Genomic DNA, 20,938 nt, shown 5'->3' on the forward strand with positions numbered 1-20,938 from the left:
CTCTTTTGCTTTTCTTATAGTTCTGTTGAAAATTTCCTACTTTGTTTGTTTTCGTCTTTTTATATACCAGCCAAGGCCGAACACAAATAGGACGACCAGAATGGTATAGATTACGTTCGAATATAAATCCATATAGTGAGTGATTTTCGTCCACGACTCACCAAGTGCTGCCCCTACTCCGATCAGGAGGACATTCCAAATCAGCGTTCCTAATGTTGTAAAGATCAAAAAGGTGACAAAGCCCATGTTTGTCATTCCCGCTGGAATGGATATGAGACTTCGGATGAGTGGAACCATCCGTCCAAAAAAGACAGTCCAAATCCCATAACGATCAAACCAGTGATCCGCTCGATGAATATCTTCTTTTTTGATCCGGAGGATGCGACCCCAACGATCAATGATTTTTTCAAGATTTTCGACATCGATTAATAGTCCGATGCCATAAAGGACAATGGCTCCAAACACAGATCCACCTGTCGCGGCCAACAATACACCGAAGAAGCCTAAGTGTGTCTTAGTCGTCATAAATCCGCTGAATGGCAATACAATTTCGGATGGGATCGGAGGAAATAAATTTTCTACTGCCATAATGAAAAATATGCCAAAATAACCGTATTGCTCGATTATATCTGTATACCAACTCTCCATAATGCTCTCCTCTACCATAAAAATAAAATGCTCCTACCCATTGTAACAAATTTAATAGGGTCAGGCACCGAAAAATACTGCAGATTCACCGCAGCATTTTGAACGGCTCCTGACCCAAACCATTAATTTTTCACTAGTGTGAAGGTGAGGCCTTTTGTGTTTTTGGAGATGGCTCCACTATCATTGTTAAAGATGGTCGATTTATTTTCTTCGCTCGGTTCGATATGGATATTGAAGTGATTTTCACCGCCAACTAGATTGACTTCATGGCTCCAGGACATGTCATCATTAATCTGGACCTGTTCACCATTGATCGTCAGAATCCCTTCCTTTATCGCATTCCCTGATAGCTTGACAGTATCCGCGGTAACGGACTGACCATTCGTATGAGATGTAACGACAACAGGCAGATCAACCCATCGTAGAATCGTGTCTTCGATAACCATTTTGTTGTTCCCTTGATTTTCAACAATGACCTTGAGATCTGTACCAGGTGCACCATAGCCATAATAACTGATATCATCATCTGTCGCATCATATGGTGTATGATCGGCTAGACCTTCTTTATCCCATGAACCATCTCGCGCATATTTGTATGTGAGAACTTCACCAACCTGCATCTCAACTGTATATTCCCAATCGGTTGTCACTGCACCATTCCTGCTCATTTCCCATGCACCTGTATTCCACCCGTTCATGCTGTTCGGCATTGTGATTTTAGCATCAAGTTTTGTATATTCTGGAGCATGAACCTTAAAGGTGACTTCTATCATGACAATGTCTGGAGTTACAGTAACTGGGTTCGATTCAACCGCATTTCCAAATTGATCAAACACTTTTACTGAATACGTATACGTTGTTCCATTTTCTACACGTAAATCCGGATACCTCGTTGCCTCTGGATCCCAAATTTTCTCGATCACAACCCGATCCCGGACGATTGCGATCATATACGGATCAACAGGGTTTTCAAAACTCCATTCCAGATTCACCTGTCCGGACTCCTGGACTGGCTGTACTAACGTAACAGTGTCAGCAGGCGGAGTTTCATCCTCAGCCTTTACGATTGAAGCCGCGTTGGTTTTAGAGTATACCCAGCTACGACCAAGGTCTGTGGAAAAAGCATACCGATACTGATAGATTCCCGTTTCTAAAGGTGAAAATCGGGCTGAGAATACGTTCGATTGATCCCCTTGCCGTACGTAGTCCGCCGCAACCATGTTCCAATCCTCTGCACCTTCCGCTTTATACTGGAGCATCGATTTCAGCCCCTCGGCTAAACCATCATTTGTATACTCCCCAATCGAAATAGCGGCTTCTACAGTTTTAGGCTTAGAAAGATCAAGTACAGAGGGTTCAAATTCAGTCATGCTTTCAATCGTATACGATCCTTCTGATAAAGGGATATGAGGAATTACAGCTTCAGCAGCTGTTTTTACAGATTCATTTCCCAACTCATCGACCGACGTTACCGCGAAATAATAGTTCCTCCCATTATCCAGGCCATCGATTGTGAGCGATGTATCGCTTGTTGTCTCAACTTTTTGATACAATGCCCCTTCAATTGTTGACACATACACATTGTAAGCTGCTGTATCTCCTGACCATGACAGCCTAACCTCTCCAACGCCTTCTTCAACATTTACAGCTTCAACCGCTGATGGCACGTTGATTTCCACTTGATCTGTAACGAGCATTCGACCGCTCATCGCTGGAATTATAAGTGTCGCGATGCCATCTTTGATTTTAATCTTGTAGCTTTTATCCAATTGATCTGTAAAAGACACACCATTCAGAACAAACTCGGATACATCAATCTGCACGGTCTTGTCTTCTGTTCCGCGGTTGATCGCTACAAGCCCGTATTGATGATCAGTGCTTCTGCCATACACAAGCATGTCGTCTTCTGCAAGCAGGTTCACCAAATCACCGTGTGCAAAGAGATCCTGATGTTGTTCACGAACCTTTCCGAGCGTTTGATAATGGCCGATAAGCTTGTCGTTTTCCGAGCCCCACGGATATGTTCGGCGATCATCCGGATCCTTTGAGCCTGTTACACCCGCCTCATCCCCATAGTAGACCGTCGGGGCACCTGGGTATCCAAATTGAAAAGTCGCCGCAAGCTTCAAACGGTTAATACCAAGCTCATGATCATAATTTTGGTCAAATTCAGCTCGTTCAGCACTGTCTGTCCCGTTTCCGAGAATGAATACTGCACGGGCTGTATCGTGAGATCCCATCAAGTTCATTAAATTATAAAATGCTTCCTTTGGATAATCCTCCTGGATCGCAGTCAATTGATCCGCAGCACCTTCCGAATCTCCATTTTTCAAGTAATCGATGACCGCTCCCCGGAACCGATAGTTCATGACAGAATCATAAAGATCCCCAAGGAAGTATTTTGATGCATCGTCCCAGATTTCGCCTAGGATCAGCGGGTCATCCATTGTTTTCGTTTTTGTGTTTTTAATTTCATCTCGAAATTCTCTCCAAAACTGTGGATCGACTTCATTCGCGACATCCAAGCGCCAGCCGGAGCCTCCGCGTTTCAGCCATGACTTTGCAACTGAATCTTTATCATACATGATGTAATTTGCAAATTGTTCATTGTTCAATTCCGAATCATAAGGGGCAACCTCACCCGGAATCGAAGCGATTTCAGGCAAGCTGTCGAATCCCCACCACGCTTGGTATGAATAGCGTTCAGTTTCTGTACCGACATCCACCTTTTTATTTTCGATGTTAAACCAGTTGTGGAACCCATAATCGCTAAACACTTGGCCCTCTGCAATGAATTCTTTTTCCGCTTGTGCTTTAGCCGTTTCTTCTGATAGCCCTTCCTTATTGATCAGATCATAAATACGTGCCCAGTACTCATAAGCACCAACTGTTTCATACTTGCCATACCGGTCAAAATAAATCGAGTCATCACCGACATGATTGAAAACACCGTCTAAGATGAGATGCATTTCTCGCTTTTTCAGTTCGTGTGTGAACTTCTTGAATTCCTTCGGTGAGCCGAACATCGGATCGATCGACGTATAATCCGTTGCGTCATATTTATGGTTAGAGGATGCATGAGCAACCGGGTTTAAATAGATCGTATTTACCCCGAGTGACTGAATGTAATCGAGTTTTTCATGCACACCCTTGATATCTCCTCCGAAAAAGTCATTACTCCAAATCCCATCACCGTTGTAATTCCCTGAGTTTTGAAGGCGAGGATTGTCTGGGAGCTGCTCCCATTCCTGATGCTCGATCGGCTCATCGCCGCGAGCATGGTTTTTAGCATCGTCATTATCGGGATTCCCATTGTAAAAACGGTCCGGGAAAATTTGATAGACAACTGCTTCCTTCATCCAATCCGGTGTCTTATAGTCAGGATCGAATACCGTCAACTGGAAGAGATCAAGCACTTTATCCCCTGCATGCCCTGTTTTTCCTTGAGCAGTATCCTCCCCGTATTCTTTCACTGCTTTTCCATCGTAAGCAATGAACTTATAACCGTAAACACCTTTGTCTTCTGGGGTGAAAGCCGCTTTCCAGTACTCGACTTCTCCTTTTCCTTCAATCTCTGTCCACCCAGCCTGATTCATTTTAATAAGCTCAGAGTTTCCAGTCGTATAGTTTTTGAGAAGCACTTTGGCACTTGTCAAATCCCCTTTCGCTGCCTCTAAGCGAATCGTCACCTCTTCGCCAGCTTTAACCGCGCCAAATGGCTTTCGATACAGTTCCTTCCATGTGTTATGGTGAAGTTTATCTGTTTTTATCAATCCATCCGGACCAGTCGCTTCGTAATTCGTACTGACCCGTTTTGTCTCGTGGTTATAGTAAAAAGTGACTTGCTGGGTGCTCGTGACATTCAGCGCAACATTACTCGCAGGGTACTCCACACCCCATGCATTCCCGAGGACGATTTTAAATTCATAGTCGCCTTTTGGAATGTTGGTCGTATATTCATAGACATTGTCATAGTTTTCATCAGTTAAAATCGCCGTTGACGTTCCAGGCGACCATTCATCACCACCACCGATCGCTGGTTGAAGCGATCCTACGATACGCGGAAGTTTGTCTTCTGTCATCGTTGTAACAATATGTGATTGGTCATTATAAACGAACAGAACTTCCTTTTCCTCATTCAGGGTAAATGTGATGTTCGAGCCGCCTCTTTCGCCGTTCGCTCCGTAATTTTCATTCCAGCTACCGTTGATTGCAATTTTATATTCGTATGTACCTGCCGGAAGAATCTTCTTTAAATAATACATGCCGTTTTCTGCGGCGGTCATTTCGAATTCATCAGATGCGGGATTCCAATAAGTAGGGTCCCCATCTGAACCAAAGCTTCCAACGACTCGCACAACTCTCTCTTCTGCCTTTACATAGGTGTAATCCGGCAGAAACCCAGCAAACATCTGAAACACCAACAGTAGTGTCAACAACCAGACAATCTTACTTGACCGTAATACCTTCACAATATCGCCCCTTTCAATTTTAAATAGTTCGTAGTTATGTCGTAATCACTTCTACGAAACAATTGCGAAAACGTTTGCACAAACTTCATAAAGAAAGGTCGCATAACGTATTTGGTGGTATGCAACCGTTTTCATTGATTATACTAAATTTTCAGAACTCATTCATGGGACTTTATTCACATATAGATGACCTTTTTAGCAGCAAGGCACTCTTTTACTGACGTTTTCGCAGCACGCACCTACATATAAACTGCTGCAGCAGGTTTTCTTGATGAGGTTCCCGGGCCTCATAGGACGCGTTTGATTACCTCAACCTGCAAAAAGGGACAGAATCTCTTGTAGAGTTCCGTCCCTTTCCCCTAAAAATGTTTGCTCAACAGCCAATTCTGTAACATTTTATTGGCAACAAGAATTTTTTGCATTCTCAATTTGACTACAACAAGCCTCTTGACCCTTACTTGAGTCCTCACAGCACTCTTCTTTCTTCTCCCCATTATTTTCTATTTCCTTAATTTCCACTCCACAACAATCAGCGGCATCACCTTGATCATTTCCAGCAATTCTTTTAATAAAATTCATCATTTAAATCAACTCCTCCTAAAATCAATTTTTTTTGATTAAATGGCTGTAAAAATTAGCACGTGCACTCGTAATTACTTTTAGAACCAGTTTCCAATAGTGGCTTTTTGGATGTCAATCTTCTGAATAGTTGCTTGATCTTAAACCAAACCATCAATTTTTGCTGCTCCTCAACCCTCGGTAACGATTTGACAAATTGTTCTTTTCTGTATTCAACTTCTGCTTCAACGGAATACAAATTAAACATTTTACTTCCTCCCTTTAAATCAATTTATTTTGATTAATTCAAGTATATTCCGATCTATTGGTTTTTGCAACAGTTTTATCAATTTTTTTTGATTTAATAATTGCATCTTATGAAAACACTGTATATACTATTATTAATCAAATTTTTTTGATAAGAGGTGATTAAAAAAATGAAGGAAATCGAACTGACCGATGAAACCCTCCCACGGACGTTTGAAAAGTATGAAGCTAAATTTAAAGCCATAGCTGATAAAAAGCGCCTTCAAATCATGTACTTACTTACGCAAAAAGGTGAAATCTGTGTTTGTGACCTTGTAGATATGATTGAGATGCCACAATCCAAATTGTCTTATCACTTAAAAATCCTTCTTGATGCAGAGATCATCACAAAAGAAACCCGTGGAACCTGGAGCTACTACAAATTAAATCAAGATGAGGTCAACCACTTACTATCAGAGGAACTTTGTTGTGTATTTAAACCTTCTTGTTGTTGAGAAGGTTTTCTCTTTACCTAATTAATCAACTTTTTTTGATGTATAAACTAAAGTGAAAAGGATGATACAAATGTTGCTAGAAACATTTAAAAGCTTTTTATGGATTGCTTTAGAATTGACGATTCTGTTTGTCGTAATTTCATTCATAATCAGTCTGATCCAAGGCTATATCCCTTACGAAAAAATCGAGAAGAAGCTTGTCGGCACGAATAAGTTACTCGCTGCTTTCATTGCGTTATCTTTTGCATTCATCACTCCATTCTGTTCTTGCTCGACGATTCCTATTGTCGTCAACATGCTGAAGAAAAAGCTTCCGTTTGATATCGTTATGATCTTTTTGTTTGCATCACCTGTATTAGATCCAACCATCCTAACAATTATGGGTGTCATCCTCGGATGGAAAGTAACCCTCATCTATACAGTCCTAACAGCGTTTTTTTCAACTTTAATTGGATTTGCGTTGGGTGCACTTGGTTTTGAAAGATCTATAAAAAATGTCGTCATGTCTGGTTATGATCAAACACATAAAAAATTCAACCTCAAGCTCGCTTTTAAGGAAACGCGCGATTTAATGAAAAGTGTATATCCTTATCTGATCATTGGGGCTGCAGTAGGGGCTTTGATTCATGGCACTGTTCCAACTGAATGGATTTCAACCGTTTTCGGTAGTGAATCCTGGTGGCTTGTTCCAATTGCCGCAATCATAGGGATCCCACTTTATACCCGGCTATCAAGTATGATCCCGATTTCGCAGGTTCTGATTGCAAAAGGAGTGGCGCTCGGACCGGTTATGGCTATGATGATTTCATCGGCTGGTGCAAGTCTTCCTGAGGTTATCTTGCTGAAAACCATCTTTAAAACAGAGCTTGTCATCACTTTTGTTCTTTCGGTCACCATCATGTCAACTATCTCAGGCTTTATTTTTTATCTTTTATAAAACAAGAAGCCGTCATAACAACGATTTGAGCGATTTTCTTCAGTAGACGATCGCTATAAAGCCGTCATAACGACGATTTGGGTGATTTACTTTAGTAAACGGTCGCTATGTAAAGGGACGGAAACACTTAGTGCTCCGTCCCTTTCTGATTTCAACAACATTCATTTTGACCGAGGAAAACGAGTCCCGGTCCCTGTTCAGTATTCTGAAAATCAATTGTTGTATCCTTCGTGAAATCAACAACACGTTCATCTATTGAAACATTGATTCCATTGATTTTTTCTAAAGTGTCATTTTCTTGAGGCTCATCCAGAGCCAATCCCAATTTGGGACCACCTCAGCCCATGCCTGCAAAGTATAATCGAATTCCGTTTGCGCCATTTTGCTCAATGATTTGTTCGATGGTTTCTTTCGCTTTGTCTGTAATTTCCACCCAATTCTCCCTTTCCTATCATCCGTCAAAATATTTTATGTCTTCTTTATCATATTAGTAATTGCTCGATAAATGTTCAACCGATTTGACAGTTTCCCACTAAATTAACGTTATTTTTTTAATGAAGTCAGATCGATCTTGACCGGTTGTGGTTCTGGTGGTGCACAGCAGAGAGACAAGTCACGTGCATCCCCTGCCGATTCAAATTCAGAATCGTCCTTCGTGTAAAAGATTTCCCATGCATTTCCGTCCGGATCATACACCCAGACCTTATCCTGGACCGCATAGCAACAAGTTGTGTCCATCTCGTCTACAAGTAAAAGGCCAGACTTTCGAAGGCGCTCCCCCATTTCAAGGACTTCCTCAGTATTATTTACTTGGAACCCTAAATGATTCAAGATACCTTCCTTGTTGAATGGACGCACGTTTAAAGAAAAGTGCAATGCAGGTTCTTCCAATTCAAACTTCGCATAATTGTCTTTTACCTTTGTCGGTTCCTGCCCAAAAAAGCTCTTATAAAAGTTCAAGGATTGATCTAAATCACTACAATTGACAGCGACATGCATTCGATTGATCATTTACTCCCACCCTTTCTATAGGTTGTTTATTTCCCTTCGACAGTAAACTTTTTTATTCGATCGCTAATTTCATCACGTACACGTTGGAAAAATGCCCATTTCTCTTCTTCAGTTCCTTCCGCCTTCGCTGGATCATCAAATCCCCAATGATCGCGTTTTACATGTGGCGGTGTCATCGGACATTTGTCGTTTGCATCTCCACACAATGTAACAACATAATCGGCTTTATTCAACAATTCCAGATCGATGATATCTGAGGTTTGTTCGTTAATATCAATATCAACCTCTTTCATCGCTTTAACGGCATTCGGGTTCAGTCCGTGTGCCTCAAGACCGGCTGAGTGAACATCGAACTTGTCTCCGAGATACTTTTTCCCGAATCCTTCTGCCATTTGACTTCTGCATGAATTGCCTGTACATAGAAAATAAATGATCGGTTTTGCCATTGTTTATGCCCCTTTTCTTGATTGAACATGATCGTAGTCGAACAACTTTCGTTTTTCTCGTCTAATCTCGGATTTTCTCGTCTAACTCTGGATTTTCTCGTGTAACTTTAAAATTTAGCGTGTAACTTCCAATTTTGGCGTTTAACACGTATGAGATGCACTCATACCCAAAGCGTGTTATGAAATCAAACGTAACCATAGATACAAGCCTGTCAAAGTAATGAAAAGTGTTGGGATCGTAAGGATGATCCCCACTTTAAAATAGTAGCCCCACGAAATTTTCACACCTTTCAAAGATAAAACGTGAAGCCATAACAGTGTGGCAAGGGAGCCAATCGGCGTGATTTTCGGGCCGAGGTCAGAACCGATCACATTCGCATAAATCAGCGCTTCCCTGATTGTACCGCTCGTATCCGTCCCTTGAATGGCTAAAGCATCAATCATCACAGTCGGCATGTTGTTCATGATCGAGGACAAAATCGCCGCGATGAATCCCATCGAAATCGTTGCAACAAAAAGACCTTGTTCAGCTGCTGCTTCAATCACTTTAGCAAGTAAATCAGTCAGACCTTCATTTCGCAGTCCGTAAACGACAACATACATCCCAATCGAGAAAAAGACGATCGCCCATGGAGCACCTTTAATGACCTTACGTGTCGCAACGGCAGAACTCCTTCGTGCCATTACTAAAAAAAAGATGGCAACAATACCTGCGACAAATGAAACTGGGATTCCGAAAAATTCGCTCGCAAAGTACCCGGTAAGAAGCACAGCGAGAACAAGCCAGGAAAGCCGAAACATGCGATGATCTCTGATCGCTTCAGCTGGCTTTTTCAACTGTGACATATCATAGCGTAAAGGAATGTCCTTTTTAAAATACAGATAAAGAACAAGAATACTTGCCGCTAATGAGAAAAAGTTCGGAACAATCATCCGAAACGCATATTCGATGAATCCGATCTCAAATACATCCGCCGAAACAATATTGACCAAGTTACTGACGACCAGCGGAAGAGAAGTAGTATCTGCGATAAACCCACTAGCCATTATGAACGGCAAAATCATCCGTTCCTTGAAATCCAACGCTCGAACCATCGCGAGAACGATCGGTGTCAGGATTAATGCAGCACCATCATTTGCAAAAAAAGCCGCAACGACCGCTCCAAGGATTGTCACATAGACGAACATTTTCAACCCGTTACCTTTTGCCACTCGGGCCATATGTAGTGCGGCCCATTCGAAAAAGCCAATCTCATCTAAAATCAGCGAAATGATGATGATCGCAATAAAGGCAAGCGTCGCATTCCAGACGATGCCTGTAACGATGGCGACATCACCAAAGTCAACAACACCGACAAGCAATGCAAGAATTGCCCCGCCGCAGGCTGACCAGCCAATACCGAGGCCTTTTGGCTGCCAAATGACCAGTATAAGTGTCACTACAAAAATAAATAAAGCCAATAGAACTGATGTCAAACCAATACCTCCACTAATCACAACAGATTCGCAAGCCTGCGTTTTCTAATTGTTTTATTTTTTCATCATAGTCCGGAACATATCCTAAAATGTCCTGAACAATCGGAAATGTTTCGTGTTCAGGGTTCAATGAATAAAAAATCCACTGACCTTTACGCCTTTCTTTTACAATTCCAGTATCTCTAAGCTTTCTCAAGTGCTGACTTATGGACGGTTGACTCATCGCTAAAATTTCGACGAGTTCACATACACAGCATTCCTGATTTTTCAGTAATGCAATAATCGTTAGCCGCGTTTTATCGCCAAGCAACTTAAGCGTTTGAGCAGCCTTATCTATTTCAATTGTCGCTTTTTCCAATGTCGTTCACCTCCACCTTCATCATTATATAATTATGTGCTTATATAAGTAAACCCAAAAGATTTATGGTAAAGTAAATGAAATATCAACATTTTCGAGGTGCTGAATCATGTTGTTCCTTCTTGTCATTTTAGGTGGTTTTTTTGGTGCGATTTGCCGCTATATGGTTGGAGAATGGGTTTCAACCGGAGATGGATTTCCAATCGGAACGTTAGCTGTCAACCTGATCGGGTGCTTTCTTCTTGGCTGGCTCTTAACCTATGTCCGTCGGTGGAATCGTATGAAGACAGAAGTGATACAATTGATCGGGACTGGTTTTATCGGTAGTTTTACAACGTTCTCAACCTTTTCAGTCGAAACGTTGAACCTGCTTCAGGACGAAAAATTTATAATTGCGCTATTGTATATAGTAGCTAGCGTCTTTGTCGGATTACTCTTTACCTGCTTAGGATATAAATTAGCTAAGCTTGGCAATCAGGGAGAAGGTGAAACCGCATGATGATATCCATGATCGGTTTAGGTGGGGCAATGGGGGCTGCTGCACGGTATTCAATCGGATTAGTAATGAAAAAATTCACTATAGGTTCCTTTCCTTACGGAACGTGGATTGTGAATATCGTAGGATCATTGTTGCTTGGCGCATTTGCTAACGTATATGGATCTGGTGAACTTAAAACATCCACCTGGTCCTTTATCGGAATCGGGTTTTGCGGTGCGTTTACGACCTTCTCAACCTTCAGTTACGAAACGCTTCAGCTTTTACAGGAGAAAAAGTATCGGACAACGATCATTTATGTTCTGAGCTCGTTAGTGATTGGATTGCTTGCTGCGGCGGTTGGGTGGTTTCTGTCGTCCAACTTCTAATTCATCATCTGCAGCTTGAGAAATACCATATTTGGCCCCACGCCGATATTTTCTAGGCGCTGATCTAATGAAAAATCAGCCGCCAAAACTTGCTTTGACCGGCTGATTCGGATTCATTTATGAGAAAACCACTCATTTAATCTCAAATTGATCATCCAGAAGGGTCCAATTCGCAGGAAACTCCTCGCCAAGAACCCAATAGGCGATGCCACGCAGTTTATACTCCTTAGCAAGATTGAATTTGGCCTGCATGCTCTGCTCATTTTCAAACCAAACCTCATGCTTTTTCCCTTTGTCATCGGTATATTTAAAATGTGGAGCTTGCGATTTATTATCAAATTTCACATCCACTTTCTCTTTCGTAGCAAGGTCTGCTGCCGCTTGAGGGGATAACCGCTTTGCAAATTCTCCGCCCTTTTTATATGGAAGTGTCCAATCATAACCATACAGCGGCGCTCCCATGACGATTTTTTCAGCAGGGATGACGGACTTCGCATAATCCAGTACGGCTCGAACCTGCGGAATTGGTGAAACAGCCCTTGGAGGACCCCCGGACCAGCCCCACTCGTACGTCATCAACACGACAAAATCGGCTAACTCACCGTGCCGTTTATAATCGTGAGCCCCGTGCCATGGCCCCGATTGTTCATCACTTGTTTTTGGCGCCAAAGCGGTTGAAACGGTGTATCCGGCCTCCCGAACGGTCGGCAAAATCGTTTCCAAGAACCCGTTATAAAGATCACGGTCCTCTGCACGAATATGTTCAAAGTCGATGTTCAGTGCTTCATATCCTTTTGATTTCATCGTGTCCAACACACTTTGAATCAGATTTTTCGAAGCCGCTTTATCGGTAAAAATTTTATGAGCGATGTCGGCTGAAAAATTCCCTTCTGTAAAATTGGTAAGAACCATCATCGGTGTCGCACCTGATTTGCGTGTCTGTTCGAGCGCTGCCTCATCCTTAATCGGATGTAAACTACCGTCTTCTTTTACCCGATAGCTAAAAAAGGCTACATACGTAAGGTGTTTCCCAACCTTTTTCACTTCTTCAACAGCTTGATTCGCATCAATCGGCTCTAGAAATCCAATCGTCTCAATTTTCGTCTTCCCATGCTTTGTTTCAGAAGGGTCTACCTCCTGAATTTTAGATTGTCCCGGTTCTGATTGAATTTGTTCCAGCCGTGGATGAGGGGTTGTTTCCTCTTTTGGTGGAGAGGCTGCTTCATTTTGATTTCCGTTTCCACCACAAGCCGAAAGCAATACCGAAAGAGAGAACAAGAGTGCGATACCTTTTTTCATTGCGTAACATCTCCTCGTCGTATATTAAGCCTATGTTCTGTTTTAAAGAGGAGACTTATACAAAGCCAAAACAAAAGAAGGCTAGTTCCTTATATAAAGAACCAACCCTCTTAATGGTTACGTATACTGCTCGATCACTCCAGCATTTTCAGTCGTGACCGCAAGTGCTTGTTGGACGACCTTTTTTCTCGTTTCAAAATCGAACGGTTCACCGCACGTTCTTCCAAGCTTAAACGGGACCTGCAGCGTTCTTGGAATGTTCATCTTTTCTGAAACACCAGGAATAACGCTGATCATCACTGTTGCCATTCCTGCCGACTCTAATTCTCGAGCATACAGCCCGAGGATGTTATGACACGATCCTCAGCCAGGAACGAGAAGGACGACATCTACACCATCGTCCTTCAACAACCTAGCAACCTCAGGTGCTGTCTCTTGCTCGTGGGGACCTGGTTTGAGCGTTCCGCCGTTCACCCCGATATTCACATCCGAAACAGAACCGATTTTGCCTGCCTCTCCCAATTGCCTAAGCTGAGCGAGAGGAAAGACAATCGATTTATCGACCTTGGCATCCTTCGTATTATAGTAGATATGTGTTACTTCCAAGTCACTATCTTCCGTATCACCTGGAATGATCCGATAGCTGTAATCACCCGAGCTATCTACATCAAATGGCACATCCTTCTTTAAATGAACGCCAGCACTCGTTAATAACGCTACCCTGCAATCGGGCAGTGGCTTGGTTAACTTCGACTCGACAACATCAGCATTTCCTTTTGATATTTTGAGAGTGAACCGTTTGTATACACGAGGAAACGCTTCTTCAAAAGCGACAGCCATCTTCGATCTTAGTTTTGTACGCAATTTCATAGGATCAAAATCCCCCTCTTTTTACCCGGAAAGGTGCGTATACCTTTTTGTAAAACAGCGCAACCAGTTCGATGACGTACTTCGGGATTTTCTGTTTTGAAAGACGCCTACCGTAAAACCTGTTATGTGCTTCCTTCAAGTCATCCCATTGATAGCATTTTTTTTGCTGTGAAAATCGGACAACATCAATGACTTTCACCTCGCCAGATATGGTTAAAATCAGATTTCGCAAATGGATGTCTGAAGGGTTAAGCCCTTTTGAACGCGCATGATTCAATGCTTTATCCACCTTTTTAATCATGCTTGTCGTAATCGGGATCCCGTTGTTCAAACACTCGTAAAACGTATGCCCCTCAATATACTCCATAATTATAAAATTCGGGCCTGTTTCATAGATTTTCGGAAAATAGACCGAATCATCAAGCTGTCGATAGATTTTAGCTTCCTGCTTTGCAAGATGATGAAATTCAGGAAAAAAGACTTTAATCACTTTATCCTCTGACTCTATTTTGAAAACAAACGCACTCCTCCCTTTCCCAACAAGCTTAAGCTGATGAGGCTTATTGAGGAGATGATTCGATTGTATGGTTACTTCCTTCGCTAGTTGAATCGCATTTGCCATAATAGAGCCCTCACTTAAATTCATATATATTATAAGTATACCATTCGATGACTCATTTCCCTTTTTACAGGTCCTAAGATTATCCTGATTGAAGTTGAAATACCCTAGAATCATAATTCATATTAAGAAAGTCGACGAAAGAAGTGGCGTAATTACCCTTTTAAACTTTCATAAAGAAAACTCGACTCTGCTTTTGCCTTAAGGCGAAAGCAGAGTCGTAGTTGCCCTATACTATAGAAAAGTATTTATAAAAAAGATCGACTCGAATCGTACAGGTTCGAGTCAATCCATGATTTACCACCTCTTGATTTCCATAGGGAATTATGGCTTCAGAATCACTTTTATACATTGATCTTCTTTTTTGCTGAAGATTTTATAGCCGTGTGCTGCTTTCTCGAGCGGAAGTTTATGTGTAATGATTTCTTTCGGGTCAAACACACCATCAACGATCTTTTGATATAATTCCGGCATCAGATGCCTCACAGGTGCTTGCCCCATTTTTAAAGTTACGTTCCGTGCGAAGAAGGGTCCTAGCGGAAACAGGTTATAAAGCCCACCATATGCACCGGTGATTTGTACCGTTCCGAACTTCCTCACCGCCTTTGTCGAAATCTGAATGGGTCCAAGTGTCCCGCCTTGAAGCTTCAGGTTTTGTTCCACTTTTTCAAGAGGTGATTTCTTCCCATCCATACCTACACAGTCAATGACGATGTCTGCTCCGCCTTTTGTAACTTCCTTTAATGTTTCCCCCATATCAGGTTCACTTGTAAAATCAAAGACTTCAACCTTGTTCGTTTTCTTTGCAAAATCAAGTCTGTAATCCACATAGTCGATGGCAATTACTCGTTCCGCACCCTTCATCCATGCAAACTTTTGTACCATCAGCCCGACCGGTCCGCAACCAAGAACGATTACAGTATCTCCTTTCTTGACTCTTGAATGCAAAACACTCCAATAAGCAGTTGGTAAAACATCAGATAAAAACAACAGCGATTCGTCATCTAGTTCACAGTTTTCCGGAACAAGAAAGGGCGTGGCATTTCCAAAAGGGACACGTAAATATTCAGCCTGCCCACCTGGATGATCCCCGAATTTTTCCGAATAACCGAAATAACCGCCAGAATCATAATGAGGGTTGGCATTGTCACATTGACTTTCTTGATTCGTTTCACAATAGTGGCACCTTCCACACGTTACAGTAAAAGGGATGATTACCCGGTCCCCCTTTTTAACCGTGGTAACACCCTTTCCGACTTCCTCTACGATTCCCATTGGTTCATGACCGATACTATAGCCCTTCGGCAACGGGAAATTCCCTTCGTATAAATGAAGGTCCGAACCGCAAATAGCGGTGGAAGTGATCCGTACGATGACATCCTCATGATCCTCTATATCGGGTGCAGGTTTATCAATTACCTTCATGTCCCTCTTTCCCTGATAGGTAACAGCTCGCATATTTCCATCTCCATTTTTGATTTAAAATCAATTGCTATTCCCGGGCTTGTAGTTCTGAGGGGTTTGTAATCGATCGTTGGGATTGTTCGTATCCACATCAACCGTACCCTCCTGATTATAGGTAGCTAATGTCACACTCGAATAATCTCCCGAATCCAACGAGTATCGAGCAAGTTCATTTCTCAACCAATTTTGATCCTTTTGAAGAAACTTTAAATTATGATCAATAACTTGTCCGTCCATAATGAGCGGGATCGGAATGAAAGTTGGTGACGGGTTAAGTTGCAAGTCCCTCGATTGAACGGGCCTTGTTGTCGCTTTTGGTATGACGCTGATTTGACCTGCCGATTCCATGACGGCGATTTCAATATCCTTTGAATTTGCAAAGCCTTTTATTCGAAGCTCGGACATTAATTCAGCTACCGTCATCCGAACCTTCCTTAACCCCTTTTCATCGATATCGCCGTCCCTGATCAAAACTGTGGAAGTTGCCACTAATAACCAGCGAAGCTTATTATTCAAGGTGAGAAAGGAAAACAAAACATATAATACAACGAATGCCAAACCAAAGTATAATGTTTCAAACGTTTGTTTCGATGAAAGCGGCTGGGCTAAAACTGTACCTAGGACCAACACAACAAGAAGGTCAAAACTGTTCATTTGTATAACGGCCTTCTTTCCCGCAAGTCTTAGATAAAGATAGCCGCCTGAAAAAATCAAAATCGGGGTAATGATGTATTTAAACCAATCCATTATCCATCAACTCCTCATAAAACAGTTTCTCCGACAATTCAATATTTATTTTGAAACAAAAAAATTCAGATGACGCGTAATTGAGGTGCCTTTTAGGTTGAATTACAAGCCTTCTCCCCCATCCTCAAAGTGGAGTCAAGCACGGAATTCGATATATCGACCACGAATCCGATTATATCAACCACAAAACGGATTATATCGACCACGAAACACAATATATCGACCACCCATAGTAAAAAAGACCCGAAAAAGGATGCTTTCATAAATGAGTAATGCGCTCTCGATGAAAAACCTCTGCCTTTGAATGAAAAGGACCAACCTACACTTTAACGGTTGGTCTTTTGCTGCCACTCTTTATAATTATGTTTTACTATCCGGACGAGCAAGGGTATCAAAGTTTTCTGCAAGTTTATTTAATTCACGGGTCAATTCATTTCCAGACATCGGAACACCATGCCCCGTAATCGCTAATTCCGGCTGAAGGTCCCGTAAAGTTTGAACGGATACCTTTGCCTCATCCCAATCCATCGTAAAATAAGCGGGAGGTCCGTTGATTTCTTTCTTTTGTGTCATGACTTTATAAAGTGACTCCTGATCCACTGTTACAAAAGCATCACCGGCAATCAATGTCTGGTCCTTTTCTCTGAATAATGAAATGTGTCCTGGTGTATGTCCTGGTGTGTGAATCCATTTCCAATCGCTTAATAACGGAACAGTGCCATCTGCAGGAAGTGGGTTCAATTTTTCAGTAATGTCTATCGAATGATTCGGAAAAAGGGGAGACATTTCACTGACAAGGCCACCATCGACAGAAGGATCACCAGGAGGATAATCCTGTTCTCCAGTCAAATAAGGGAATTCCAGCTGGTGTGCATACACAGGTATATTCCAAAGTTCCGCTAACGCTTCCACGCTTCCGATATGATCGAAATGTCCGTGCGTAAGAATAATCGCTTCTGGCCAGCTTCCCTTTCCGAATTGCTTCTCCGCACCTTGTATGATTTTTTCAGCAGATTTCGGCATTCCTGCATCGATTAGAACCCACTTGTTGTTCGGAATATTAATAAAGCAAATATTTACGATCTGATTTGTATAGCAATACACATCATGTATAACCAGACTCCCTTTTCCGCTTGAAACGGATGTCATTGGAAGAAAGGCGTTTTCAACTTCTTCATTCATCTGCTTACACCTCAAATTGATTATCATTTTTAAATCCACTGTTCGTTAGGTTTTACTTCAACGAGAGGAATTATGTTTGGATTGTAAGCAAGATTTCAATTCAATCAGGCAAATGATTCAGGGTATAAGTTGGTTTTTTTAAAAATGTACATGCTTACCCATTCATAACAAAGGTACAAGCATACAATGTAGCAACGTTCTTGTTAAAGGAGGGAAATTCATGAGCGATTGGGATAACAGAAAGGGATTTGCTTTGCTTGTAGTTCTCTTCATTCTCCTTATCATTGTCGGCACAGCCTATAATCGTAGAGGCTATGGCGGTGGCTTCGGTGGATGTGGCCTTGGCGGCTTCGGAGGAGGTTACGGCGGAGGCATCTGGTAAAAGTTGAAAAGACTGACTCGAATCAAACCATTTGTAAATGGGAAGAAAAGAGTCAGTCTGTTTAATTCCGTTGCGGACATTTACTTTTCAATAAACATTTGTGTCCAATATATCCCCTGTCTTCCACCTTTTGCACAACCAACACCAATATGAGTCAGTTCTTTGTTCATAATGTTGCGGCGGTGACCTGGACTGTTCATCCAAGCTTGAACGACTTGTTCAGCAGACTGTTGTCCTGCGGCGATATTTTCTGCTGCTGATTGGTAGGATACACCAAATTCCTGCATCATTTGAAACGGTGAGCCATAATTCGGTGAGTTATGGGAAAAGTATCCGTTTTCCTGCATGTCATTTGATTTTTCCTGTGCCACTTGGGCTAATTTTACATCGGCTTTTAAAGTCGGTAACCCTTGTTTTTGCCGTTCTTTGTTCGTAAGTTCGATGACTTGCCTTTCGATTTCACTTAATGCTTTTGCACCATCAGGCTGTGTTTGCGGTTGTGTTTGTTGTGGTTGCTCTGGAGCGGGTGCCGGTTGGGTTCTTTCTTGTTGTTGATCTTGTTGTCTGTCTGGCCCAAAACGCGGAGCCATATATCGATTATCCCCATCTCTGGCAGTATAGCGATTATTTAATTGAAATTGTTGCCCATACCACCAGGTACGATCCCGATCTTCATCGAAGGTTTGAGTTCGAGGCCCGTCATCATTTCTACCTTCATCCTCAAACGCTACAGGGTCGTAATTTATATCATTTGCTCCCTGGTTTTCATCGACATTACATGCAGACAACATACTTATTGAAAGTACAGCTGACAATAAAATGCTAAGCCTGATTTTTTTCATTTTATAATCTCCTTTTTTGTATATCGAATAGGCTTTTTTATTGTTTGTGTAATTGATTTTTCTACCCTGTAAAATGGTTTCCAATCAGAATGAGTGCATAATTTCAGGAAATTGGATAACTCTAAAAATGACATTTTTGATTTTCAGCTTTGCGCTTTTCTCCTTGTCGATAGCTTCGTCCACTATGTACAAAACTTTTCAATTATTTAGTCATCGCCAAACCACTTTCCAAATTGATTTGTTTGTGATTTTTAAAACTTTTCATCATTTTGGTTTAGGGTGCTTCTTTTAGGGTAAACATTTTATTCCTGCACATGTGACCCATTCCTCCCAACCGATTATTCATATTTGTCCCAAAATACATATACATATAATGTAGTGCTACTTATTTCGTATAAGCTTTTTCTTAACGAATTTTCAGAAAAGTTTTTCATTTAAAATGATTATAATTTAGTATTGATTTTTTATTGAGAAGTGTTATCATTATTCTTGTACATGTTTGCTAATTAAAAAGTTTACGAGGTGATTCAATTATGGATGGTAAGAAAAAGAACCTTACGACGAGCTGGGGTGCGCCTGTTGGGGATAACCAAAACTCGATGACAGCCGGTGCACGTGGTCCGGTACTTATTCAAGATGTACACCTACTTGAAAAGCTGGCTCACTTCAACCGGGAGCGCGTACCAGAACGTGTTGTTCATGCGAAAGGTGCAGGTGCACATGGATATTTTGAAGTCACCAACGACTTGACGCAATATACGAAAGCGGATTTCTTATCCGAAGTTGGGAAAACAACCCCAATGTTCATCCGCTTTTCAACAGTAGCTGGAGAACTTGGATCCGCAGATACCGTCCGCGACCCGCGTGGTTTTGCAGTGAAATTTTACACAGAAGAAGGCAACTATGATTTAGTCGGGAACAATACACCGGTCTTTTTTATTCGTGATGCAATCAAATTCCCTGATTTTATCCATACACAAAAACGTCATCCGAAAACACATCTGAAAAATCCAAATGCCGTTTGGGACTTCTGGTCATTATCGCCTGAATCCTTGCACCAGGTTACAATCCTGATGTCTGACCGTGGAATTCCTGCAACTTTCCGTCATATGCACGGATTTGGGAGCCATACGTTCAAATGGGTGAATGAGGATGGAGATGCTGTTTGGGTAAAATATCACTTTAAAACAGAACAAGGTGTCAAGAATCTGACAGAAGAAGTCGCTACAAAAATTGCTGGTGAAAACCCGGATTACCATACCGAGGACTTATTTAATGCGATTGGAAACGGCGATCACCCTGAGTGGACACTCTACGTTCAAATCATGCCGATCGAGCACGCAGAAACGTACCGATTCGATCCATTTGATGTAACGAAGGTTTGGTCTCAGAAGGATTATCCATTAATCGAACTAGGTAAAATGGTATTGAATAAAAACCCTGAAAACTATTTTGCAGAAGTGGAGCAAGCAACCTTCTCCCCTGGTTCATTCGTTCCTGGAATTGAAGCTTCACCGGATAAAATGCTGCAAGGCCGTCTGTTTGCTTATTCGGATGCACATCGGTATCGTGTAGGTGCCAACCACAATGCATTGCCGATCAACCGCCCGCGTAATGAAGCAAACACATACCAGCGTGACGGACAAATGCGCTTTGATGGTAACAGTGGCGATTCCGTTTATTACGAACCGAACAGCCAGAGTGGACCAACAGAATCCCATCAAAATAAGCAAACTGGTTTCCCTGTTTCGGGAGTCGCTGAAAATATACCGTATGATCACAACGACCATTACACTCAGCCTGGTGATCTATACCGCCTGATGAGTGATGATGAGCGCGAACGTCTCGTTAATAACGTCGTCGGTGCAATGAAACCGGTCGAAAGCGATGAGATTAAGCTTCGACAGATCAAGCACTTCTATAAGGCTGACCCAGACTACGGAGAACGCGTCGCAAAAGGACTCAGCCTACCCGTACCGCAAAACGTATAAACAAGTGCACG

The 20,938-nt window shown here is 42.0% G+C and carries 23 protein-coding genes; 6 read left to right on the forward strand and 17 right to left on the reverse strand.

What is annotated here, in order from left to right:
• Nucleotides 1–36: 36 nt before the first annotated feature.
• The 4 genes from MOJ78_RS17450 to MOJ78_RS17465 all read right to left on the reverse strand — a co-directional run bounded on the left by MOJ78_RS17450 (nucleotide 37) and on the right by MOJ78_RS17465 (nucleotide 5,946).
• Nucleotides 37–648 carry a DedA family protein gene (locus MOJ78_RS17450; protein ID WP_304978602.1) on the reverse strand — a complete coding sequence of 204 codons (612 nt, stop codon included), beginning with the start codon at nucleotides 646–648 and terminating at the stop codon, nucleotides 37–39.
• A gap of 122 nt (nucleotides 649–770) precedes the next feature.
• Entirely contained in the window at nucleotides 771–5,120 is a 4,350-nt protein-coding gene (locus MOJ78_RS17455; protein ID WP_304978603.1) for an alpha-amylase family glycosyl hydrolase, read from the reverse strand.
• Nucleotides 5,121–5,516: 396 nt separating this feature from the next.
• Complete coding sequence (locus MOJ78_RS17460) at nucleotides 5,517–5,702, reverse strand: hypothetical protein (protein WP_304978604.1); 186 nt, start codon at nucleotides 5,700–5,702, stop codon at nucleotides 5,517–5,519.
• Nucleotides 5,703–5,754: 52 nt separating this feature from the next.
• Nucleotides 5,755–5,946 carry a hypothetical protein gene (locus MOJ78_RS17465; RefSeq protein ID WP_304978605.1) on the reverse strand — a complete coding sequence of 64 codons (192 nt, stop codon included), beginning with the start codon at nucleotides 5,944–5,946 and terminating at the stop codon, nucleotides 5,755–5,757.
• Nucleotides 5,947–6,115: 169 nt separating this feature from the next.
• Between MOJ78_RS17465 and MOJ78_RS17470 the strand changes: the two genes are divergently transcribed.
• Nucleotides 6,116–6,439, forward strand: a complete 324-nt coding sequence (locus MOJ78_RS17470) for an ArsR/SmtB family transcription factor (RefSeq protein ID WP_304978606.1) — start codon at nucleotides 6,116–6,118, stop codon at nucleotides 6,437–6,439.
• Between the two features lie 70 nt (nucleotides 6,440–6,509).
• On the forward strand, nucleotides 6,510–7,376 hold the full coding sequence (locus MOJ78_RS17475; protein ID WP_304978607.1) for a permease: 867 nt from the start codon (nucleotides 6,510–6,512) through the stop codon (nucleotides 7,374–7,376).
• Nucleotides 7,377–7,527: 151 nt separating this feature from the next.
• On the opposite strand, the gene MOJ78_RS20975 is transcribed toward MOJ78_RS17475, so the two are convergent.
• The 5 genes from MOJ78_RS20975 to MOJ78_RS17500 all read right to left on the reverse strand — a co-directional run bounded on the left by MOJ78_RS20975 (nucleotide 7,528) and on the right by MOJ78_RS17500 (nucleotide 10,667).
• Nucleotides 7,528–7,809, reverse strand: coding sequence for a HesB/IscA family protein (locus tag MOJ78_RS20975; RefSeq protein ID WP_370529733.1), 282 nt, complete (start codon nucleotides 7,807–7,809; stop codon nucleotides 7,528–7,530).
• A gap of 110 nt (nucleotides 7,810–7,919) precedes the next feature.
• Complete coding sequence (locus MOJ78_RS17485; RefSeq protein ID WP_304978609.1) at nucleotides 7,920–8,387, reverse strand: ArsI/CadI family heavy metal resistance metalloenzyme; 468 nt, start codon at nucleotides 8,385–8,387, stop codon at nucleotides 7,920–7,922.
• Between the two features lie 26 nt (nucleotides 8,388–8,413).
• A complete protein-coding gene (arsC, locus tag MOJ78_RS17490) occupies nucleotides 8,414–8,833 on the reverse strand; it encodes an arsenate reductase (thioredoxin) (protein WP_304978610.1) in 420 nt (139 codons plus the stop codon).
• A 177-nt stretch (nucleotides 8,834–9,010) separates the two neighbouring features.
• Nucleotides 9,011–10,309 (reverse strand): arsenic transporter, encoded by a 1,299-nt coding sequence (locus MOJ78_RS17495; RefSeq protein ID WP_304978611.1) that lies wholly within the window; start codon nucleotides 10,307–10,309, stop codon nucleotides 9,011–9,013.
• Between the two features lie 13 nt (nucleotides 10,310–10,322).
• Entirely contained in the window at nucleotides 10,323–10,667 is a 345-nt protein-coding gene (locus tag MOJ78_RS17500; protein ID WP_304978612.1) for an ArsR/SmtB family transcription factor, read from the reverse strand.
• Nucleotides 10,668–10,776: 109 nt separating this feature from the next.
• Here MOJ78_RS17500 and crcB (MOJ78_RS17505) point away from each other — a divergent pair, with 109 nt between their 5' ends.
• Nucleotides 10,777–11,166, forward strand: coding sequence for a fluoride efflux transporter CrcB (crcB, locus tag MOJ78_RS17505; RefSeq protein WP_304978613.1), 390 nt, complete (start codon nucleotides 10,777–10,779; stop codon nucleotides 11,164–11,166).
• Nucleotides 11,163–11,531, forward strand: coding sequence for a fluoride efflux transporter CrcB (crcB, locus tag MOJ78_RS17510; RefSeq protein ID WP_304978614.1), 369 nt, complete (start codon nucleotides 11,163–11,165; stop codon nucleotides 11,529–11,531). Before crcB (MOJ78_RS17505) ends, crcB (MOJ78_RS17510) begins: the two co-directional genes overlap by 4 nt.
• A gap of 132 nt (nucleotides 11,532–11,663) precedes the next feature.
• Here crcB (MOJ78_RS17510) and MOJ78_RS17515 read toward each other — a convergent pair whose 3' ends face one another.
• The 7 genes from MOJ78_RS17515 to MOJ78_RS17545 all read right to left on the reverse strand — a co-directional run bounded on the left by MOJ78_RS17515 (nucleotide 11,664) and on the right by MOJ78_RS17545 (nucleotide 17,712).
• On the reverse strand, nucleotides 11,664–12,830 hold the full coding sequence (locus MOJ78_RS17515) for a glycosyl hydrolase family 18 protein (protein WP_304978615.1): 1,167 nt from the start codon (nucleotides 12,828–12,830) through the stop codon (nucleotides 11,664–11,666).
• Nucleotides 12,831–12,947: 117 nt separating this feature from the next.
• Nucleotides 12,948–13,139 carry a hypothetical protein gene (locus MOJ78_RS17520; RefSeq protein ID WP_304978616.1) on the reverse strand — a complete coding sequence of 64 codons (192 nt, stop codon included), beginning with the start codon at nucleotides 13,137–13,139 and terminating at the stop codon, nucleotides 12,948–12,950.
• A gap of 54 nt (nucleotides 13,140–13,193) precedes the next feature.
• Nucleotides 13,194–13,700, reverse strand: coding sequence for a glycine/sarcosine/betaine reductase selenoprotein B family protein (locus MOJ78_RS17525; RefSeq protein WP_304978617.1), 507 nt, complete (start codon nucleotides 13,698–13,700; stop codon nucleotides 13,194–13,196).
• A 4-nt stretch (nucleotides 13,701–13,704) separates the two neighbouring features.
• Nucleotides 13,705–14,322, reverse strand: coding sequence for a protein kinase family protein (locus MOJ78_RS17530; RefSeq protein ID WP_304978618.1), 618 nt, complete (start codon nucleotides 14,320–14,322; stop codon nucleotides 13,705–13,707).
• Nucleotides 14,323–14,643: 321 nt separating this feature from the next.
• Complete coding sequence (locus MOJ78_RS17535; RefSeq protein ID WP_304978619.1) at nucleotides 14,644–15,777, reverse strand: zinc-dependent alcohol dehydrogenase; 1,134 nt, start codon at nucleotides 15,775–15,777, stop codon at nucleotides 14,644–14,646.
• 27 nt (nucleotides 15,778–15,804) lie between these two features.
• On the reverse strand, nucleotides 15,805–16,530 hold the full coding sequence (locus tag MOJ78_RS17540) for a DUF421 domain-containing protein (protein ID WP_304978620.1): 726 nt from the start codon (nucleotides 16,528–16,530) through the stop codon (nucleotides 15,805–15,807).
• 360 nt (nucleotides 16,531–16,890) lie between these two features.
• Nucleotides 16,891–17,712, reverse strand: a complete 822-nt coding sequence (locus MOJ78_RS17545; protein WP_304978621.1) for an MBL fold metallo-hydrolase — start codon at nucleotides 17,710–17,712, stop codon at nucleotides 16,891–16,893.
• A 220-nt stretch (nucleotides 17,713–17,932) separates the two neighbouring features.
• Between MOJ78_RS17545 and MOJ78_RS17550 the strand changes: the two genes are divergently transcribed.
• Nucleotides 17,933–18,094: a YjcZ family sporulation protein gene (locus MOJ78_RS17550; RefSeq protein ID WP_304978622.1), complete on the forward strand. Its 162-nt coding sequence runs from the start codon at nucleotides 17,933–17,935 to the stop codon at nucleotides 18,092–18,094.
• An 80-nt stretch (nucleotides 18,095–18,174) separates the two neighbouring features.
• On the opposite strand, the gene MOJ78_RS20980 is transcribed toward MOJ78_RS17550, so the two are convergent.
• Entirely contained in the window at nucleotides 18,175–18,936 is a 762-nt protein-coding gene (locus MOJ78_RS20980; RefSeq protein WP_370529734.1) for a CAP domain-containing protein, read from the reverse strand.
• 533 nt (nucleotides 18,937–19,469) lie between these two features.
• Here MOJ78_RS20980 and katA point away from each other — a divergent pair.
• Nucleotides 19,470–20,927, forward strand: coding sequence for a catalase KatA (gene katA, locus MOJ78_RS17560; protein ID WP_304978623.1), 1,458 nt, complete (start codon nucleotides 19,470–19,472; stop codon nucleotides 20,925–20,927).
• Nucleotides 20,928–20,938: the final 11 nt, after the last annotated feature.

Origin of the sequence: Alkalihalobacillus sp. AL-G, assembly GCF_030643805.1 — a bacterium.
GTDB lineage: Bacteria > Bacillota > Bacilli > Bacillales > Fictibacillaceae > Pseudalkalibacillus.

Bases quoted from the DNA above. Each gene is read 5' to 3' on its own strand.
- MOJ78_RS17450 (WP_304978602.1), bottom strand. From the start codon at position 648: ATGGAGAGTTGGTATACAGATATAATCGAGCAATACGGTTATTTTGGC.
- MOJ78_RS17460 (WP_304978604.1), bottom strand. From the start codon at position 5,702: ATGATGAATTTTATTAAAAGAATTGCTGGAAATGATCAAGGTGATGCC.
- MOJ78_RS17465 (WP_304978605.1), bottom strand. From the start codon at position 5,946: ATGTTTAATTTGTATTCCGTTGAAGCAGAAGTTGAATACAGAAAAGAA.
- MOJ78_RS17470 (WP_304978606.1), top strand. From the start codon at position 6,116: ATGAAGGAAATCGAACTGACCGATGAAACCCTCCCACGGACGTTTGAA.
- MOJ78_RS17475 (WP_304978607.1), top strand. From the start codon at position 6,510: ATGTTGCTAGAAACATTTAAAAGCTTTTTATGGATTGCTTTAGAATTG.
- MOJ78_RS17485 (WP_304978609.1), bottom strand. From the start codon at position 8,387: ATGATCAATCGAATGCATGTCGCTGTCAATTGTAGTGATTTAGATCAA.
- arsC (WP_304978610.1), bottom strand. From the start codon at position 8,833: ATGGCAAAACCGATCATTTATTTTCTATGTACAGGCAATTCATGCAGA.
- crcB (WP_304978613.1), top strand. From the start codon at position 10,777: ATGTTGTTCCTTCTTGTCATTTTAGGTGGTTTTTTTGGTGCGATTTGC.
- crcB (WP_304978614.1), top strand. From the start codon at position 11,163: ATGATGATATCCATGATCGGTTTAGGTGGGGCAATGGGGGCTGCTGCA.
- MOJ78_RS17515 (WP_304978615.1), bottom strand. From the start codon at position 12,830: ATGAAAAAAGGTATCGCACTCTTGTTCTCTCTTTCGGTATTGCTTTCG.
- MOJ78_RS17520 (WP_304978616.1), bottom strand. From the start codon at position 13,139: ATGGCAACAGTGATGATCAGCGTTATTCCTGGTGTTTCAGAAAAGATG.
- MOJ78_RS17525 (WP_304978617.1), bottom strand. From the start codon at position 13,700: ATGAAATTGCGTACAAAACTAAGATCGAAGATGGCTGTCGCTTTTGAA.
- MOJ78_RS17530 (WP_304978618.1), bottom strand. From the start codon at position 14,322: ATGGCAAATGCGATTCAACTAGCGAAGGAAGTAACCATACAATCGAAT.
- MOJ78_RS17535 (WP_304978619.1), bottom strand. From the start codon at position 15,777: ATGCGAGCTGTTACCTATCAGGGAAAGAGGGACATGAAGGTAATTGAT.
- MOJ78_RS17540 (WP_304978620.1), bottom strand. From the start codon at position 16,530: ATGGATTGGTTTAAATACATCATTACCCCGATTTTGATTTTTTCAGGC.
- MOJ78_RS17545 (WP_304978621.1), bottom strand. From the start codon at position 17,712: ATGAATGAAGAAGTTGAAAACGCCTTTCTTCCAATGACATCCGTTTCA.
- MOJ78_RS17550 (WP_304978622.1), top strand. From the start codon at position 17,933: ATGAGCGATTGGGATAACAGAAAGGGATTTGCTTTGCTTGTAGTTCTC.
- MOJ78_RS20980 (WP_370529734.1), bottom strand. From the start codon at position 18,936: ATGAAAAAAATCAGGCTTAGCATTTTATTGTCAGCTGTACTTTCAATA.
- katA (WP_304978623.1), top strand. From the start codon at position 19,470: ATGGATGGTAAGAAAAAGAACCTTACGACGAGCTGGGGTGCGCCTGTT.